General features: G+C 37.9%; 13 protein-coding genes. 5 read left to right on the top strand and 8 right to left on the bottom strand.

What is annotated here, in order from left to right; genetic code table 11:
• Positions 1–111 precede the first annotated feature (111 nt).
• Genes EGI26_RS08625 through EGI26_RS08635 form a run of 3 tightly spaced genes read right to left on the bottom strand, consistent with a single transcriptional unit; the run spans position 112 to position 3,627 of the window.
• Positions 112–906 (bottom strand): 2-oxo acid dehydrogenase subunit E2, encoded by a 795-nt coding sequence (locus EGI26_RS08625; protein ID WP_255077730.1) that lies wholly within the window; start codon positions 904–906, stop codon positions 112–114.
• 43 nt (positions 907–949) lie between these two features.
• Entirely contained in the window at positions 950–3,055 is a 2,106-nt protein-coding gene (locus tag EGI26_RS08630) for a PQQ-binding-like beta-propeller repeat protein (RefSeq protein WP_255077731.1), read from the bottom strand.
• Complete coding sequence (locus EGI26_RS08635; RefSeq protein WP_255077732.1) at positions 3,052–3,627, bottom strand: bifunctional precorrin-2 dehydrogenase/sirohydrochlorin ferrochelatase; 576 nt, start codon at positions 3,625–3,627, stop codon at positions 3,052–3,054. Before EGI26_RS08635 ends, EGI26_RS08630 begins: the two co-directional genes overlap by 4 nt.
• A 267-nt stretch (positions 3,628–3,894) precedes the next feature.
• Between EGI26_RS08635 and EGI26_RS08640 the strand changes: the two genes are divergently transcribed.
• The 3 genes from EGI26_RS08640 (at position 3,895) to pbpC (ending at position 12,606) form a co-directional block, all read left to right on the top strand.
• Positions 3,895–4,686, top strand: a complete 792-nt coding sequence (locus tag EGI26_RS08640; RefSeq protein WP_255077733.1) for a YegP family protein — start codon at positions 3,895–3,897, stop codon at positions 4,684–4,686.
• Between the two features lie 166 nt (positions 4,687–4,852).
• Positions 4,853–10,219 (top strand): alpha-2-macroglobulin, encoded by a 5,367-nt coding sequence (locus tag EGI26_RS08645; RefSeq protein ID WP_255077734.1) that lies wholly within the window; start codon positions 4,853–4,855, stop codon positions 10,217–10,219.
• An 86-nt stretch (positions 10,220–10,305) separates the two neighbouring features.
• A complete protein-coding gene (gene pbpC, locus EGI26_RS08650; protein ID WP_255077735.1) occupies positions 10,306–12,606 on the top strand; it encodes a penicillin-binding protein 1C in 2,301 nt (766 codons plus the stop codon).
• 6 nt (positions 12,607–12,612) lie between these two features.
• On the opposite strand, the gene EGI26_RS08655 is transcribed toward pbpC, so the two are convergent.
• Together EGI26_RS08655 and EGI26_RS08660 are read right to left on the bottom strand one after the other, a co-directional pair.
• A complete protein-coding gene (locus EGI26_RS08655) occupies positions 12,613–12,897 on the bottom strand; it encodes a DUF2442 domain-containing protein (RefSeq protein ID WP_255077736.1) in 285 nt (94 codons plus the stop codon).
• A 37-nt stretch (positions 12,898–12,934) separates the two neighbouring features.
• Positions 12,935–13,279, bottom strand: coding sequence for a hypothetical protein (locus EGI26_RS08660; RefSeq protein WP_255077737.1), 345 nt, complete (start codon positions 13,277–13,279; stop codon positions 12,935–12,937).
• Between the two features lie 321 nt (positions 13,280–13,600).
• On the opposite strand from EGI26_RS08660, the gene prfB reads away from it, so the two are divergent.
• Positions 13,601–14,678, top strand: a protein-coding gene (gene prfB / locus EGI26_RS08665; protein WP_255077738.1) for a peptide chain release factor 2 whose coding sequence is annotated in 2 segments (ribosomal slippage) — positions 13,601–13,651 and positions 13,653–14,678 — 1,077 coding nt in all. Because the reading frame shifts where the segments join, the coding sequence is not laid out codon by codon here.
• 33 nt (positions 14,679–14,711) lie between these two features.
• On the opposite strand, the gene EGI26_RS08670 is transcribed toward prfB, so the two are convergent.
• From EGI26_RS08670 to EGI26_RS08680, 3 genes are all read right to left on the bottom strand, one after another.
• Positions 14,712–15,095 (bottom strand): type II toxin-antitoxin system VapC family toxin, encoded by a 384-nt coding sequence (locus EGI26_RS08670; RefSeq protein ID WP_255077739.1) that lies wholly within the window; start codon positions 15,093–15,095, stop codon positions 14,712–14,714.
• Positions 15,080–15,295, bottom strand: coding sequence for a hypothetical protein (locus EGI26_RS08675; protein ID WP_255077740.1), 216 nt, complete (start codon positions 15,293–15,295; stop codon positions 15,080–15,082). Before EGI26_RS08675 ends, EGI26_RS08670 begins: the two co-directional genes overlap by 16 nt.
• Before the next feature lie 216 nt (positions 15,296–15,511).
• A complete protein-coding gene (locus EGI26_RS08680; protein WP_255077741.1) occupies positions 15,512–16,027 on the bottom strand; it encodes a YceI family protein in 516 nt (171 codons plus the stop codon).
• A 175-nt stretch (positions 16,028–16,202) separates the two neighbouring features.
• Here EGI26_RS08680 and EGI26_RS08685 point away from each other — a divergent pair, with 175 nt between their 5' ends.
• Positions 16,203–17,405, top strand: a complete 1,203-nt coding sequence (locus EGI26_RS08685) for a pepsin/retropepsin-like aspartic protease family protein (protein ID WP_255077742.1) — start codon at positions 16,203–16,205, stop codon at positions 17,403–17,405.
• The last annotated feature ends 23 nt before the right edge of the window (positions 17,406–17,428 follow it).

Consider the following 17,428-nt stretch of genomic DNA (forward strand, 5'->3'; position numbering starts at 1 on the left):
TTTTTAGAGCAGATTTACTTTTCGGGAGAATTGTTTGTACTACTTTTTCTGATATTTTTTGAATGGAAGATACTAAAAACGGCCAATCTAAATAACCATAACATCTAAAAATCAGCTTTCTAAAACCTCAGGATTCTTAACGGCATACTTCAGGTATTTAAATAACTTGCCAGCATGTGAAGCGTCCACCACTCTATGGTCGAGAGCGGCTCCGAGGGTAATGATTCTCCGTGGAATCACCTCATTATTAACCACCCATGCTTTGGATTTTACACCTCCCATTATCATCACAAAAGAGATGTTGGCAAAAGGAAAAAGTGCTGGAAAACCAATGTCTAACCCTAAAGTACCGATATTGGAAAGCATAAATGAGCCAAAGGTTTGTGGTTTGAGGTCTAGAAATGGCAATGAAATTCCCCAATCGATAAATAGCTTTTTGATGATGCCCACTATCCAGTTTCTGAATGGATACGGTATGGCCGACATGGTGTCTTTTAACTGCATCGTATTACTTTCAGAGCCTTTTCTCGACTTTTGAATCTCATGATTAAGCACTTCTACAGACTCCGCATAGGTCAGTTGGTCAGCGTTTTTTACTATTACAGAAGACATTTCTCCATCAGCTTTCAGTACGCTAACTGCCACATTAATAGACGGAAACGAATAAATATCCCCTCGTTTAGAGTAAGAATTCAGTTCAGGAATGTCGTTGCTTATGGCCCGAGATGTAGCCAACAAAAAGAAGTGGGTCAGGGTGATTTTTAACCCTTCCTTTCTCTTTTTTTCAATATAAATCTCCAAGTCTGTCACATCAATTTCTACCGAACCAAAAATTTTAGAATCATTTGGTTTTTTGTAAATCGTAGAGGCTATTTGTCGCCAAGCAGTATTGAGGTTTTCGGTCAATCGGTTAAAAATTTATGCAAAAATAATAAAAACTATATTTATTCTACTCCAATGCAAAAGCTACATATTTGTTCCCTTTTGGAGTTCCTAACTTTGTGCCTCCACAAGCTATTACAAGATACTGTTTCCCGTTTTTAGAATACATCGACGGTGTAGCAAAAGCCGCTGCTGGCAGTGGATGTTCCCAGACCAATTTGCCAGTTTTGGCCTCAAAGGCTCTCAATGTTGCATCTTTCGTAGCTGCTATAAAAAGTAATCCAGTTTTGGTAATTACTGGCCCACCGTAGTTTTCGGTACCAGTGCCCGTAATACCTTCCTTTTGCAAAATAGGCTCGTTCCCAAGGGGAATTCTCCACAATTGTTTTCCAGAATTCAGGTCTATGGCATTCAGAGTGCCCCAAGGTGGAGCAATAGCTGGCAAACCTCTGTTGTCCAGAAATTTGTTGTAGCCCGTCATTTTATAGGCTATTCCAGCTTTTTGGCTCAGCTGATTGTCTTTGCTTTGCACTTCCTTTTTCTCTTCATTTTTTAAGAAAGCTATCAAGGCTTGTTTTTCCTCTGGTTTTATAAATCCAAAACCCGGCATCATACCCTTTCCTCCATTTATCAGATTCAAAAGTGCTGCGTTGTCATGTTTTTTGCCAATTTCTACCAACGAAGGATAACCACTTTTTACGTTGCCTTCACGGTCGGGTTGGTGGCAACTTTGGCAGTAATTCATGTATATTTTTTCTCCCATTGGCACTCCACTCGTGTTCTGAGTAGGTTTCATGGTTTGTATCCAAGCCATTTCGTTGGCGTTGATGTAGATTACGCCATTAGGATCAACTGCACTTCCACCCCATTCAGCACCGCCGTCATAACCTGGAAAAATGATGGTTCCTTGTTCACTCGGTGGGTCAAAAAGCCCTTTTTTGTAGGTTCTGAAAGCTTTTACAAGCTCGTCTCTGTTTTGGGCATAAGGCGAAATGTCTTTTTCAGTAAGTTTGTAAGCCTCTCTTGCATAAGGTTTTGGCAAGACTGGAACAGGTTGTGTTGGCCATGTTATTTCTCCCTTCAATTTAGACTTCGGCACCGGAATTTCATTTATCTGGAACAAAGATTTGCCCGTAACTCTATCAAAAACAAACACATAACCTTGTTTCGTTACTTGAGCCACAGCGTCAACAGCTTTTCCGTTTTTGTTGAGCGTAACCAAGTTTGGCGGTGCGGGCAAATCTCTGTCCCAAATATCATGATGCACAAACTGATAATGCCATTTTAGTTTCCCAGTTCGGGCATCCAAAGCCAACAGGCAATTACTGAAAAGATTCTTTCCAGGTCTGTTTCCACCATAAAAATCATAAGCCGCTGAGCCAGTTGGTACATACAAAATACCTCTGGCCTTATCCACAGCCATTCCAGCCCAATTATTTACTGCTCCAATTCCATCATTTTTGTAGGCATCTTTTGGGAAAGTCTCATAGCCTTTTTCTCCTGGATAGGGGATGGTATGAAATGTCCAAACCAATTTCCCTGAAATCACATCAAAAGCACGGATATCTCCTGGAGCTGCATCGGCATCTTCCGACAATCGAAGTGGCATATAAATCAAGTTCTCAAAAATAGTCCCAGGCGTATTTGAAATTATAAATTTGTCTTTGGCGATTTCTGGCAAACCTGTGTGCAAATCCACTTTCCCCTTATCGCCAAAGGATTCAATCGGCTTTCCAGTATTGGCATCCAATGCCCAAAGGTTTGGTCCTGCAGTATAAAGAATCCGTTTATCGTTTCCTTTTTTCCAAAAAGACACGCCACGGCTCGTGCTGGCCCAGTTTTTAAGCGGATCTCCGAATCGCCAAATTTCCTTTCCTGTGGTAGCATCTAATGCGAACGCTTGCACAGATGATGTTACACCATACAAAACACCATCAACAATCAAAGGGTTTACCTGCATTTGTCCAGAATCTGGTGTGGCATATTCCCAAGCCACTTTAAGATTTTTTACATTTTGGATGTTGATTTGCTCCAACTTAGAATAATGATTGCGGTCGGCTCCACCCAAGTATTCCGACCAGTTTTCATTAGAACCAAAACTATTATCTATAATTTGGAATTTCACAAATCCCAAACAAAGAATTACGACCAACAATAAAGCAATTTTTTTCATACCTCTTTATCTTTCACAACGGTTGTTATCTCGTTCATTTTCTTTACTTTATATTCAAAATCGCCCTTTAGACTATTTCTTATTTTTTGTAAATTATCCAAAGTTTCTTGAATGTTATCAGGAATAATTTCTTGTAGCATTTCTCGTATTCTTTTGGCAAAAGTTGGTGATTTGCCATTGGTAGATATTCCAATTTTCAAGTCGCCTTTTGTTACTACTGAACCCAAATAAAAGTCGCACAAATCAGGTGTATCAGCCACGTTGACCAAAATCCCTTTGTTTTTACAGTCTATTTGTACTTGCTTGTTTACTTCGGGTTTATCAGTGCCCACTATCACAATGTTTTTATTTTCTAAAAAACCCAACCGATATGGCTCATAAATAAGTTCTATTTTATGTGTTTTCTTAAGTTCGACAATCTCACTTTTAATTTCTGGTGCCACCAAAACAATGTTGGTCAGCGGAGCGTTTTTTAGCAATGCTTCTAGTTTTTCTAAGCCCACATTTCCGCCCCCGACAATCAGAATTGTCATTTGTTCGGCTTTCAAAAATACTGGAAACAAGGTGTTCATATCGTAAAAACTTTTTTTACGAAAGTAACCTAAAAATGTTAATATTCGAGAAATAGAAACCCAAAATTCAGCAAAAATGAATTCTAAACTACTGTTACAGTTTCCATTCAAAAATTTAACAATTTCTATAAAAAATTGAAAGTAAGCACGTTTGAAGAAAAAATGGATTAATAAACTTGTTAATTTTAAAAGAATAATTGTAAATTTTACGAACTTTGAAATAAAGAATTTCTTTCTATTTAAAAATATAACATAAACAATAATTCTATGGCATTAAATGACGATTACCTCCCTTGTAAATCTTATGCCGGACAAGAAGCCGACCCTAAAAACGCCGGATTTACAATATTTCAAGATAAAAAAACCGAGAAATATTATTTTTCTTTTGTAGATAGTGATGGAAATGTGTTGTTGAAAAGTGAAGGATATGTAGATGTAAAATCTAGAAAAAATGGTATTGCAACGGTAATAAAAAACAAGGAAGTAGCAGGTAGACTTTCGGTAGAAAAAGACAAAAAGAAGTTTTTTGTAGTGTTGAAAGCAGGAAATAATAAGGAAATAGCTCGCTCATGCGATTTTTCATCGGAATTAGAAGCAAAAAATGCGATTGAAAAAATAGTTGATAAGGAATCTGCTTCAGAAGCAATTAACACCTCTTTATCAACCAATATACTGACCAACCTCAACGGCTATTTGGCAGTTAGCAACTACCTTGACAAGGCCAGAATCTGGGATTCTTATGGCATTACGGGCTTTGTGAAATTTCAAGAAGAAGATAACAAATACTACTTTGGGGTTTACAATCCCGATGCAAGTCTTTATTTGCGATCTGTTGGTTTTGCTTCAGAAGACGACCGAGACAATGCTTTTGACCTGATGGAAAGTACCATACTTTTGGAAGAAAACTACAAAATAGAAAACCTTGGAGGTAAGTATTATGCAATTCTTTTCGAAGAGAATGAAATTTTGGCCATTTCTCCAGATTTTAGTTCGTTCATAGAGGCCTTTGTTACAACACCAGGTGGAAGACCGAAGGAAACTATCGGGACCATGTATTGATTTTACTTGACGGAAAAATACAGAAACCTCTCAGAAATGGGAGGTTTTTTTGTTGGAATAAAGTCTTAGGTTTTAAATATTTCACCCTATCAAAAAAACCACTAACTTGCTTCAATTTATAGCATCAATTGCCGTTAGTCTCAAAATTTAAAAACCAGCCTAAAACATGAAACGCAGTATTCTTTTCTTCCTCCTCGTTTTCTTTTTCAATTCATGCAATCACCTCCCCGAGGTCGGCATAAAAACACTTGGTTTCGGTGATGAAATCGAAGTTTTACAAAACCTTTTCTTTGAGTTTGATGAAGAACTCGTGTTCGACGGCGACCTCAACAAATGGGAAAGTACACCATATATGGATTTTGAGCCAAAAATTGAGGGAAAGTTCAAATGGATTGGAAAGAAAGAACTGATTTTTTCTCCTTCAAAGCCGCTAAAGTTTGCCAACGAATACAAAGCAAAACTCTCAGAGAACCTTTTGAAACGTAAAAAAGGGAAAATGGGTATAGACAAAAACGAAACCATCAAGTTTCATACGCCTTATCTTAAAGTAAAAGACTCTCAAGTATATTTTGCCAAAAGCAAACAAAATCAGAAAGAGGCAAGGGTACTTTTAGAACTCAATGGCAAATACGACGCCCACAATATCAAGGACGAAATTGTGATTTTGGACGGAGAAAAGCAACTGGACTACAAAGTGGTTCCGGCGGAAAATTCCACGAATTTGGTTTTAGCTTTGGCGGAATTTCCCGATACCAAAAAAGGAGAAATAACAGCCAAAATAGCAGCCAATGCTGACAATCCACAAAAATTCAGAACTGCAGAAAAAATAGACTTAGATTATTTGCCAGCCGATAAGTTAGAAATATTGAAAATGCAGACGAGTTTCAAAAAACTCAAAGGTTATGTTTACATCAAAACCACACAGCAGATTGACATCAGCCAAGTAGAAAAACAGATCAAAATTGAGCCTGCAGTGAGGTTTATGGTAGAAGCTGCCGACCAAGGTTTTACTATAAAAGGAGATTTTAATCAGGACGATTTATACAAAATCACGCTAAATAAAAACCTAATCGGGGTTTTAGGTGGCAAAATGGACGAAGACTATGAGGGCGAAGCGTTTTTCGGAAGGGTGAATCCGTACTTGGAATTCACAAATAAAAATGCCCAATATATGTCGAATGTAGGCAACAAAAACATCGGCATCAACATCGTAAATATTCCAAAAGTCAACGTTTCAATTTCGAAAGTGTATGAAAACAACATTCTGCCGTTTCTAAAAGGCGTTCGAAGGAGCTATTATGGCGACGAAGAACAAGAATACTATTATTCTTCAGAGGCCGATTTGTATGGAAATATCGTATCATCCAGGAAAATTGAGACTGCAGATTTACCTGTCAAACAAGGGGTTTCTGTTTTAAACCTTCCCCTGCCAGACCAAACCGATAAACGAGGCATTTATTTTATTTCTATAGAATCTGAGGACGAATATTATCGAAAAATCCAAAAAATAGTCTCGATTTCAGACATTGGTTTGATTACTAAAATGTCTCAAAACCAGGAAGATGTGATAGTTCTGGCCAATTCTATCATGCAGACCACGCCGATTTCTGGCTTGGAAATCAAATTGATTAGCAATAACAATCAAGAAATAACCAAAGGCACAACCGATGCCAACGGAATGGTGGTTTTCAAAAATCTAAAGAAAAGCAACCCGAATTTTACAGTGGCCATGGTAACGGCCACTTCAAAAGAAGACTTCAATTATTTGCTTTTTGACGACACCGAAATCCAAACTTCGAAGTTTGACATCACTGGCAAAAACTTCAATGAGGCTGGCTTGGATGCCTTCATTTATGGAGACAGAGAGATTTATCGCCCAGGCGAAACCATCAATTTTAACGCCGTAATCAGAAACAACGATTGGCAAACACCAAACAATATTCCAATAAAAATACAAGTAAAACAGCCCAATGGTAAGGAAGTCAGCTCGTTAATGACTCAAACAAACGCTTCAGGAGCAATCAGTCATTCTGTAAAACTGGAGCGTTCGGCTCTGACTGGTTTCTATAATGTGGATGTCTTTACGGGCAATAATGTACTCATTGGCTCTAAGAGCATTTCGGTGGAAGACTTTATGCCCGACCGCATAAAGGTCAATATTGATGCTCCTGAAAAAATGGAGATTGGCCAAAAAGCGAATATTAAACTGCAAGCCAACAATCTTTTTGGTCCGCCAGCGGCAGACAACAAATACGAACTCGATTTTTCTATCAAACGCAAAACTTTTGAGCCAAAAGGCTATGAGGACTTTACTTTTGGTATAGACGACCCAACAAAGTTTGAGAACGAACTCCGAAACGGTATTACAAACTCCAAAGGTGAGGGACTACAAGTTTTTGACATTTCTGATAAATTGGCCAACAAAGGATTATTAGAAGGAAAAGTACTGGTTTCGGTTTTTGACGAAACGGGCAGACCTGTTCACCGTCAGAAAACCTTTGAGATTTATACCCAAAAACAATTCTTTGGGGTAAAAATCCCTGCTTATTTTGTGGGAACAAACGCTACATTCCCCATCGAATTAGCCGCTCTAAACTCTGCTGGAGCTAGTGTGATGGCAAACGGCACAATGGAAATTTATCTACTTGAATACCAAACAGTTTTGGAGAAAACCGACGAAGGTCTCCGGTATGTTTCGAAGAAAAAAGAGAAACTCATCAAAAGCCAAGAATTGAAATTTGGAGGCAAAAATTTGATTCAAAATTTTGTTCCAAAAATATCTGGTGAATACGAAATCAGGGTAAAACCAACAGATGCCGAAAGCTATGTGAGTACCAACTTTTATGCTTATGGCTATGGTTCAAAGGCTTCTTTTGAAGTGGATACCGACGGCGAAGTACAGATAGAAACCAACCAAGAAAATTATCTTTTGGGTGAGAAAGCCAAGGCGATTTTCAAAACTCCTTTTGATGGAAAATTACTAATAACGATAGAAAATGCTGGAATTTTGGAGCATAAATTTGTGCAAACTGAGAACAAATCGGCGGAGATTTCGATTGATTTAGGCACAAATCACTTGCCAAATGTCTATATAACTGCGACTTTGATAAGGGCGATGAACCAGCCAGAATTGCCGTTGATGTCGGCCCATGGTATGAAAACCATAAAAGTAGATGACCCAAAACGTAGGATTCCGATAGAAATAACTGCTGTAGAAAAATCAAGATCAAAAACAAAACAAACGGTTTCGGTAAAAACTACTCCGAATACCGAACTGACGATTGCAGTTGTTGATGAGGGTATTTTGCAATTGAAAAACACTGAAACACCCAAAATCAACAAATATTTTTATCAAAAAAGAGCTTTGGGCGTTCGTTCATTTGACTTGTATCCATTGCTTTTGCCAGAAATTCAGCTGAACGGTAAAAGCAGTACCGGTGGTGATGGCGGCATGGGCAAGCGTATAAATCCTTTGGCCAATGGTCGGGCAGAATTGGTAGCTAAATGGAGCGGTCAAATAAAATCAGATGCCTCAGGTAGAGCCAGCTTCGAGTTTGATATTCCTGAGTTTTTGGGAAGCCTAAGAATAATGGTGGTAGCTTATGACGACGAGAAATTTGGCTCTGCAGAACAAAAAATAACGGTTTCTGACCCTGTAAGTATCAGCGTGGGCATGCCATTGTTTTTGAATCCAACTGATAAAGTTAAAGTACCGATAACTTTTTTCAATACCACCGAAATTCCTCAAACTGTAAAACTTTCAACCCAAACTGAAGGGCAGATTTCTGTGGGCAATTTCGCAGAAAATAACATTACGATAGAGCCGGGTAAGGAAAAACACTTGGACTTAGAAGTGGCAGGAAAAGATAAAATGGGCTTAGGGAAACTAAAAGTTTTGGCAAAATCTGACAAAGAAACTTTCTCCAAAACCACTGAAATAAGTGTGCGTCCAGCAGGTTCATTGCAAAAATCTGGTACTTCGGGCATTTTGGCCAAAAATACAGATTTGGCTTTTGCTGCACCAACTGGCTACATTCCGGGCACTTTTTCTTCTAAAATATACATCGGCAACACACCCATGATGCAGTTTGGTAATCGTCTTGAGACACTTTTGGCCTATCCGCATGGCTGTGTGGAGCAAATTATTTCTAAGGCATTTCCACAACTTTATTTGGACGATTTGATTCAGCAAATCAATGGAAAACTAGAGATTTCGGAGTCGGGACAATCAGAACTGAATCCGCAATACAATGTCAACGCAGCCATTCAAAAAATTGAAGCTATGCAGTTGTACAATGGTTCTGTTAGTTATTGGCCGGGTTCGCAGGAGGAATATTGGTGGGGAACGGCTTATGCTTTGCATTTCCTGTTGGAAGCTCAAAAATCTGGATTTGAAGTTTCCAAGCCCGTAATTACACAATTGGTAAATTACCTTACTCAACGCACCAATGAGGAACAAACCAAAGAGACCATTTGGACTTCCATAAACGGAGTTTACAAGAAAAAAGAACGCTTGAAAACCGAAATTGTCTATTCGCTTTACGTGCTCTCGCTTACCGACGAGCCGAATATAGCGACAATGAACCAGCTGAAAGCAAATTTTGCAACGCTCTCTTCTGATCAGCAGTTTTTGGTAGCTTGTGCGTTCAAACAAATGGGCGACGATGCTTCGTATTCAAAACTTCTTCCCAAAACTTTTGTAAAAGAAGTTTACGACCGTATGCTGCACGATAGTTTTTCTTCTCCAATCCGAAACATTGCTTTGGTGCTAAACACTTTGGTAGAAACAGACCCCCTGAACCCGCAGATTGCGAGTTTGACACAGTCACTAAATGGTGTTTTGAGTAACAAATCGCTTTACCTCAATACCCAAGAGCTTTCGTTTTCGATGCTGGCCATGGGCAAAATCCTGAAAACAAAAAAATCGACTGGAAAAGCGGAGATATATTCCGAGGGAAAACTGATAAGAACGATTGAAGGAAGCGGGCAATGGATAGATTTATCCAAATATCCAAAAGGCATCAGCGTGAAGTCGATCAACGACAATCTGTACTATTATTTTGAGTCAGAAGGCATCAGAAAGGACAATAAATTTATAGCAGAGGACAAGTTTTTGAAAGCCCGCCGCACCTACTTTACCCGCACGGGCGAAGTTATAAAAAGCCCAGTTTTCAAACAAAACCAATTGGTGGTTGTTCGACTGACCGTAAGTGCTCAAGCTGGTTTGATGTACAATGTGGATAACGTAGTGTTGACCGATATGCTGCCAGCAGGACTAGAAATAGAAAACCCAAGATTGGTGGAAGACCGCGACATGCCTTGGATCAAAAACGCATCCAATGCCACCTATTTTGATATCCGAGACGACAGAATTAACTATTTCGTAAACGTGGATAACGCCGAGCGACACTATTATTACCTTGCCCGAGCAGTCTCAAGAGGCACGTTCGTACAAGGCCCAGTTTCAGCCGATGCCATGTACAACAACAACCTGCGTAGCTATTGGGGTGGTGGTACTGTGGTGGTGAATTGATGAGTTTGAATTTGAAAAATTAAACAGTTGACAACTTTTGGAAAGTTGTCAACTGTAAAAGATTACTAAGTGACGTATTGAAAAAATTGGCCTTTCTCCTTTTTATTGAGCTCCCCAAAGTAAAATACACCTTGGCCATAATGGTTTTACTTTTGGTGTTAGATTTGGTATTTCCAGTAAAAGTCCCAGACAATTACTCTACCGTAGTGCTCGATGACGAGGGGCGAATACTGAGTGCATATCTCAACAATGAAGACAAATGGCGGCTCAAAACCAATGTGGAGGAGGTTTCGCCTTTTTTTTTGAAGGCCATTATTGAGAAAGAAGACAAATACTTTTATTATCATCCTGGAGTAAATCCAGTGGCTATTTTTCGGGCTTTGGTTTCTAATATCCAAAAGAAAAAGCGGGTTTCGGGTGCCTCAACCATCACGATGCAGGTTGTGAGGATGATTCATCCAAACGACCGCACATATTTCAACAAAATCACTGAAATAATTAGGGCAGTTCAACTCGAATTGCATTATTCTAAAAAGGAAATACTGGCTTTGTATCTCAATCTTATTCCTTTCGGCTCGAATGTGGAGGGCATCAAGGCTGCCTCGTATGTGTATCTGCAAAAACATCCTTCACAGCTGAGTTTGGCTCAGGCTATGGTTTTGAGTTTGGTACCCAACAAGCCCAGTCTTTTGCTTTCTGGCGAAAACAATTCGCAATTGGAGTTTTTCAAAGACAAATGGCTGAAGCTTTTTAAAAAACAGGAGATTTTCAACAAAAACGAAATCGCTTTAGCACAAAACGAAACCGTAAATCTGAAAAGAAGCACATTCACGAAGCGAGCCCCACATATTTCAGATCGATTGTCGGCTGAATCTACTTCGCCATACATTCGCTCATCAATACATGCTGGCTATCAGTTGCAGGTCGAAAAACAGCTGTCTGCTTATCTCCAAAGGCTCGAAACCATCGGCGTGAAAAACGGCATGGCTATGGTGGTGGACAACAAAACCATGAAAGTGCTGGTGTATTGCGGCTCTGCAGACTACAAAAACCGCATGGATGGCGGACAAGTGGATGGTATTTCTTCGGTTCGTTCGCCTGGCAGTGCATTGAAACCTTATTTGTATGCCCTAGCCTTGGAAAAGGGAATTATCAATCCAAAAGCCATTTTGTATGATATTCCTACAGATTTTGGAGGTTTTAAGCCCGAAAACTTTGACAATACTTTTCAAGGACAAGTGAGCATGCAAAACTCCTTACAACAATCGCTTAACATTCCGGCTGTAAAGACCTTGGACGAGTACGGACTTGGCGATTTTCTGATAGAAATGAAAAAAGCCGACTTCAAAAGCATCAAAAAAAACGAAGACAAACTCGGCCTTTCTGCCATTTTGGGTGGTTGTGGCGTAACGATGGAGGAAATGGTGCGGCTTTATGCCACATTTGCCAATGGTGGTTTTTTCCAAGAGCTCAACTTTACATCTAACAATAATTTACCAAAAAAATCACCAAAATCGCTACTAGACCCAGCCTCATGTTACATTATTTCTGACATTTTGAGCGGCATTCAGCGACCTGACTTTCCTAACAATTTTGATTTCACTTTTCGTCTACCCAAAATCGCTTGGAAAACCGGTACTTCCTTTGGTAAACGTGACGCCTGGGCAATAGGATACAATCCTGATTATACAGTGGGAGTTTGGTTGGGTAATTTTTCGGGTGAAAGTATACCGCAACTGAGCGGTGCAGCGGTGGCGACACCATTACTTTTTCGGATTTTCAACACCATCGAGAAAAACAAACCGTGGTTTAAAAAGCCCGAAAGTTTGGTTTACAGAGAAGTCTGTTCGGTTACTGGTTTACCCAAAAACGACTTTTGTAAAGACACCCAAATGGATCTTTTTGTGGGTAATGTTTTTTACAAAAAGAAATGTCAACATTTGAAAAAAGCATGGGTAAATGCGTCTGAAACTATAAGTTATTGCGGTTTTTGTCTGGATAGAAACATGGCCGTTCAGAAAGAATACATCAATTATCCACCAGAATATTTGTCTTTTCTGCAAAGCAATGGCTTGCCCTACACCTCTCCGCCGCCGCATAATCCCAATTGTACGCACACTACAAAATCACAAACGCTTAGTATCGTTTCACCCAGAGACAAAGGCTTGTATTATATCGAAAAGCGGAATCCACAGGAAATCGAACTGAAAGCAAGTGTTTCGGTTGGCACCCAAAACGTATTTTGGTATCACAACAACCAGCTAATGGGCAAATTTGAAGCACACAAAAGTGTTTTCATAAAACCAGCATTAGGTAAAAATACCATTACCTGCACCGATGAAAATGGCAAAAGTGTGAATGTGTGGTTTGAGGCGAGGGGGTTGTGAGGATGTTTAATTACCAACTACTACTCCGTTGTAATAAAAATATTCCGGAGAAATATCATAATCCATCATGTCATTAGCTTTTGATTTAACGATTTTTGGCCAATATATTTCACCAAAAACGCCTAATTGTGCTTTATTAAAAACGGATACATTTAATAGATTCTCAACACCTTTTAGATGAATATGATTTTGAATTATAGGAAAAACATCTAACTTTTTGATTTGCCCATCATTAAACTTTCCAGTAATTTGGAATGGCTCAATATTGATTATCTTTTTTATTTTCAACATGTTACTGCGATGGATTAATTTTTAGTGTAATTTTTCTTTATTTTTTGTAAAAAACAAGAGAGTCTTTATTTTGGATTAAAATCAATTTCTTATCATTGAGAGTAAATTTGTATTCATTTGCACTTATTCCTTCTTCAATGAGCCTTAGGTTATTTTCTGAAACCTCATATTTTAATTTAATAAGAGAATTTTCTTTTTTCATTATCATTGAGTCATTTTTTAAAAAATTGAAAATAAAATTGTCTCCTTTGGATTCTTCACTTTCCCATTGTCCTAATATCTCACTATTAATATTTTCCTCTTTAAAATGTTTATAACCAAAGTAAAGAATAATAAATAAAAAAGTTGAAATTATTGAAAATTGGTTGGTTTTTTTGTCCATTTGGATTAAATAATTAGAACTGTTTAGCTATTTTTATTTGAAAGTTTCATTTTCTGATTTTTAAAACTTTACCCCATTCCTATCCCTCAAAATATCCAAATCGATATCCAAATTAACTTTGCCTCTGTATTCGATGAGCTTCATTCTTTCTGTTCTTTTTTGGTTTTCTTTCTTTTCTTGTTTTCCATATTTGATTTGAAAAAATAAATTTAGGAAGAAATCCCCAATTTCCAGATTTCTTCAAATCCAAACTTCCATTTTCTCTCAATTCTACCTACCTTTGCAGACTTTTTAATTAATTTTTAACCATTTAAGGAAATCATGACAACAGACGCGTTGAAAGATTTGAGAGCCAGGGTGTCGGCTTTGAGGAGGTATCTTTGACTACGATAACCGGAAAGAGAAGCTCGGGGATTTAGAAAATCAACAAGCCCAACCGGAGTTCTGGAACGACTCCGATCATGCACAAAAAATTGTAAAGGAAATCCAGACCCTTAAAAACTGGACAGAGTACTACGAAGAAGCCGAAACTTCTATCGGCGACCTTGAAACCCTCCACGAATTCTACCAAATGGACGAAGTGACAGAGGAAGAAATCAAGGAAGAAGGCAAAAAAACGCTGGCCATCATAGAGGAGCTTGAACTGAAGAAAATGCTTTCGAACGAGGAAGACCAGTTTTCGGCGGTGGTAGAAATCAACTCGGGTGCAGGCGGTACAGAAAGCCAAGACTGGGCAAGTATGCTCTACCGTATGTACCTCATGTGGGCTCAAAAACACAAATACAAAGTAACCCAAATCGACTGGCAAGACGGTGATGGTGCAGGTATAAAATCGGCTTCGATGCAGATTGACGGCCCTATGGCTTACGGATTTTTGAAATCTGAGAATGGTGTTCACCGTTTGGTGCGTATTTCTCCTTTCGACTCCAACGCTCGTCGTCATACATCGTTTGCGTCGGTTTATGCGTATCCTTTGGTGGACGACACTATAGAGATAGATGTAAATCCGGGCGATATAGAGTTTCATACTTCACGCTCAGGTGGTGCGGGTGGACAAAACGTAAACAAGGTAGAAACCAAGGTGCAACTGACGCACAAACCTTCGGGAATTGTGATTGTTTGCCAAATTGAGCGGAGCCAGTTGGCCAACAAAGAACACGCCATGAACATGCTAAAGTCACGATTGTACCAGATTGAAGTCGAAAAACGGAACGCTGCTCGTAGTGATATAGAAGCTTCGAAGAAAAACATTGAGTGGGGTTCGCAAATTCGAAACTACGTTTTTCACCCATACAAGCTCGTGAAAGACGCACGCTCAGGCCACGAAACATCCGATATTCAGTCGGTAATGGACGGAGATTTAGATGATTTTATAAAAGCTTATTTGATGTTGGATTGATAGGAAAAGGAGACTCGAGAGGGTCGCCTTTTTTTACATCTTTTTGGGATCTAATACTTTTAAGGCTGGAATATTTGCAAAGTCGGCATCACTTGTTATGAGGGTGAGATTATTTTCGATGGCAGATGCAGCAATTATAGCATCTGGGGTTTTTATTTTTCGACTTCTTCTTATTTTTACACAACGATTTACTACAAAAGAATCTAAACCAATAACATTAGAATCAGTTATAAATTCCTTAATAATTGCCTCTTTGCTTTTGTCACTGTTAACCCAAGAGAGTGCTTCGATTTGAGTAATTATAGAAATATTTGGGATTTCATCCATTACTTCTTCCAAAAACTCTGTCGCTTTCTGCGAATACAAACCAGAAAAGTAGTTGGAAATCACATTGTTATCAATCAGGTATTTTCCCATTCACCACGCATTTTTTTTGTATGCATCTCAAAACTTACAGCATCCTCCTTAGAAAAAACACCCTTATATTTTTCAGAAAGTTTAATTTTTGAGGGAGTAATATTTTCCTTTAGAACTTTTATCAAATGTAATTCTTCAAGTTCATGTAATAACCCTCTTGCTTTCTGATTAGTTATCTCTATTAAGACAGTATTTTCCATAATGAATGAGTTTTAAATAAAACAGAATACCACGAATAATCACAACGCTAATATAATTACCAAAGTTTATTAAATGAGACAATTTAGGAATATTAAAATTCTAAATTTCGTTAATTTTAAGTTTTAAAAAGTTATTACGGTTAAAAAAAAGACACTCCCTGAACCTCAGAAGGTGCCTTTTCAATATTTCACTAAAATCGTAAATCTAAAATAAGCTTACGCTTGCTTTGTCAATTGTACGTTCAAAATCAATTTCACGTCGTCACTTACTACTACACCACCAGCTTCCGTTACTGCTGACCAAGTCAAACCGAAATCTTTGCGGTTTATTTTACCAGAAATTTCGAATCCAGCTTTGGTTTGTCCGTAGAAATCGGTCATTAAACCGCCGAATTCTGCGTCTAATTCAACCGATTTCGTTACGTCTTTAATGGTCAAATTACCCTTCAAAACTTCATTTGCATAAGAGGTTGAAACAAAAGTCAATGTCGGGAATGCTTCAGCATCAAAAAACTCACCTGATTTTAAGTGTCCGTCGCGTTGCTCATTTCCTGTTGAAATAGAGTCGATTTGTGCTGTAAAGCTGATTTGAGCATTTTCAAATGAATCATCATCAGCCGTTTCTACGGTAGCGTCGTAAGCCTTGAAGTCACCAGTTACGGTGCTGATCATTAAGTGTTTTACTTTGAATTGCACTTCTGAGTGCATAGGATCGATTTTCCAGGTTGCCATTTTATAAATTATTTAATGTTATTACAATATATGTATATACATCAATAAACAACATTTTAAAAAAATGGTTTCAAATTTTGAAAAAAATAAAAATATATTGAAGATTAGTCCTTTAGGTAACCGAGCAAAAATTAAAGAATACATTTTCGAAAAGACAAAAAATTAAATCCTATTTTTGAGAAAAATCAAAACAATTAAGTTCATACTTATGCTATTTGTCTTCAAAAAAGCCATAAACCTGTTTTTTATTTCAACACTTCTTTTTGTTCTGGTAAATCAAGCGAGTGCTCAGGAAAGTAAAATAGATACAATTCCTTTTAGTTTAGACAAGAAACTTATTATTTTTAAAGGAAAAATAAATGGAGTAGATATAGATTTTGCCTTTGATACTGGGGCACAAAGCGGTGTTGCAAATTCTAAAAACGTTGCAAAAGCTCAAATTAAGACACTAGGCAAAGGAACAAAAATCACTGACTCGAATCAGGTCAAAAAGAAAATCGGCGATATCGAAATTAAAGATTTCGAGATTGCGGGTTTTCATTTTTCTAAAATCAAAGATCACAACATAGATATGCCTTATTTATATTGTGCTAACCTTTATCTGCTAGGCCAGACAGTAATAAAAAAGCTAAATTGGCAGTTTGACTTTGAAAAAATGTTGGTATACATTTCAAAATCGCCGTTCAAAGAAAATCAAAATTCTATAAACTGGCCAATAACGAGTTACAAAGGGAATAGACCTCATGTGAATTTTGAACTTGGGGGAAAAATATTTAAAAACTTATTGGTCGATACTGGATTTACAAGTGTATTGGAGCTAGATTCGACTTACTCCGCTGTTAAAAATGCTTTTTTGCAAAAACAAAATATTGGACAGGGATACCAAGTTATGGCGTCGACAATGGGATTAATGGGTTTTGGCAAACCAAGTCTTACAAAGGAGTTTAGGATGGACAGTATAAAAATTGGCAATACTTTATTTAAGGATGTACCCATAATTATAAACCCAGAAACAGACAACAAAGTCGGCTTAAAGTTTTTTAGTGATTTGTGTAGAACCCTAACTATTAATTTTAGCACCAACAGTATTTTGTTGGATTTGAAACCTCAACCTAAGATCGAACGAAGCATGCTAGATGCCAAAATAACAATAAAAGAAGGGAAGTTTATAATAATTGCTAAAACCCTTGGAGAAAATTCATCATCAAGTGAGCTCGAAATGAATGAAGAGGTATTGACCTTAAATGGCAAAAAAGTTACTGATTTTGATGGTGAGTGTGAATTTCTTCTTTGGTTTTATTTATTCAAAGAAAACCAAATGATCATTGAAAAGCTGAATGGTAAAAAAATAACTTTAAAAAGAAGTTTTATTGATTAATTCCAAGCGATTTATGTAAGATA

The organism is Lacihabitans sp. CCS-44, assembly GCF_024343735.1.
GTDB lineage: Bacteria > Bacteroidota > Bacteroidia > Cytophagales > Spirosomataceae > Leadbetterella.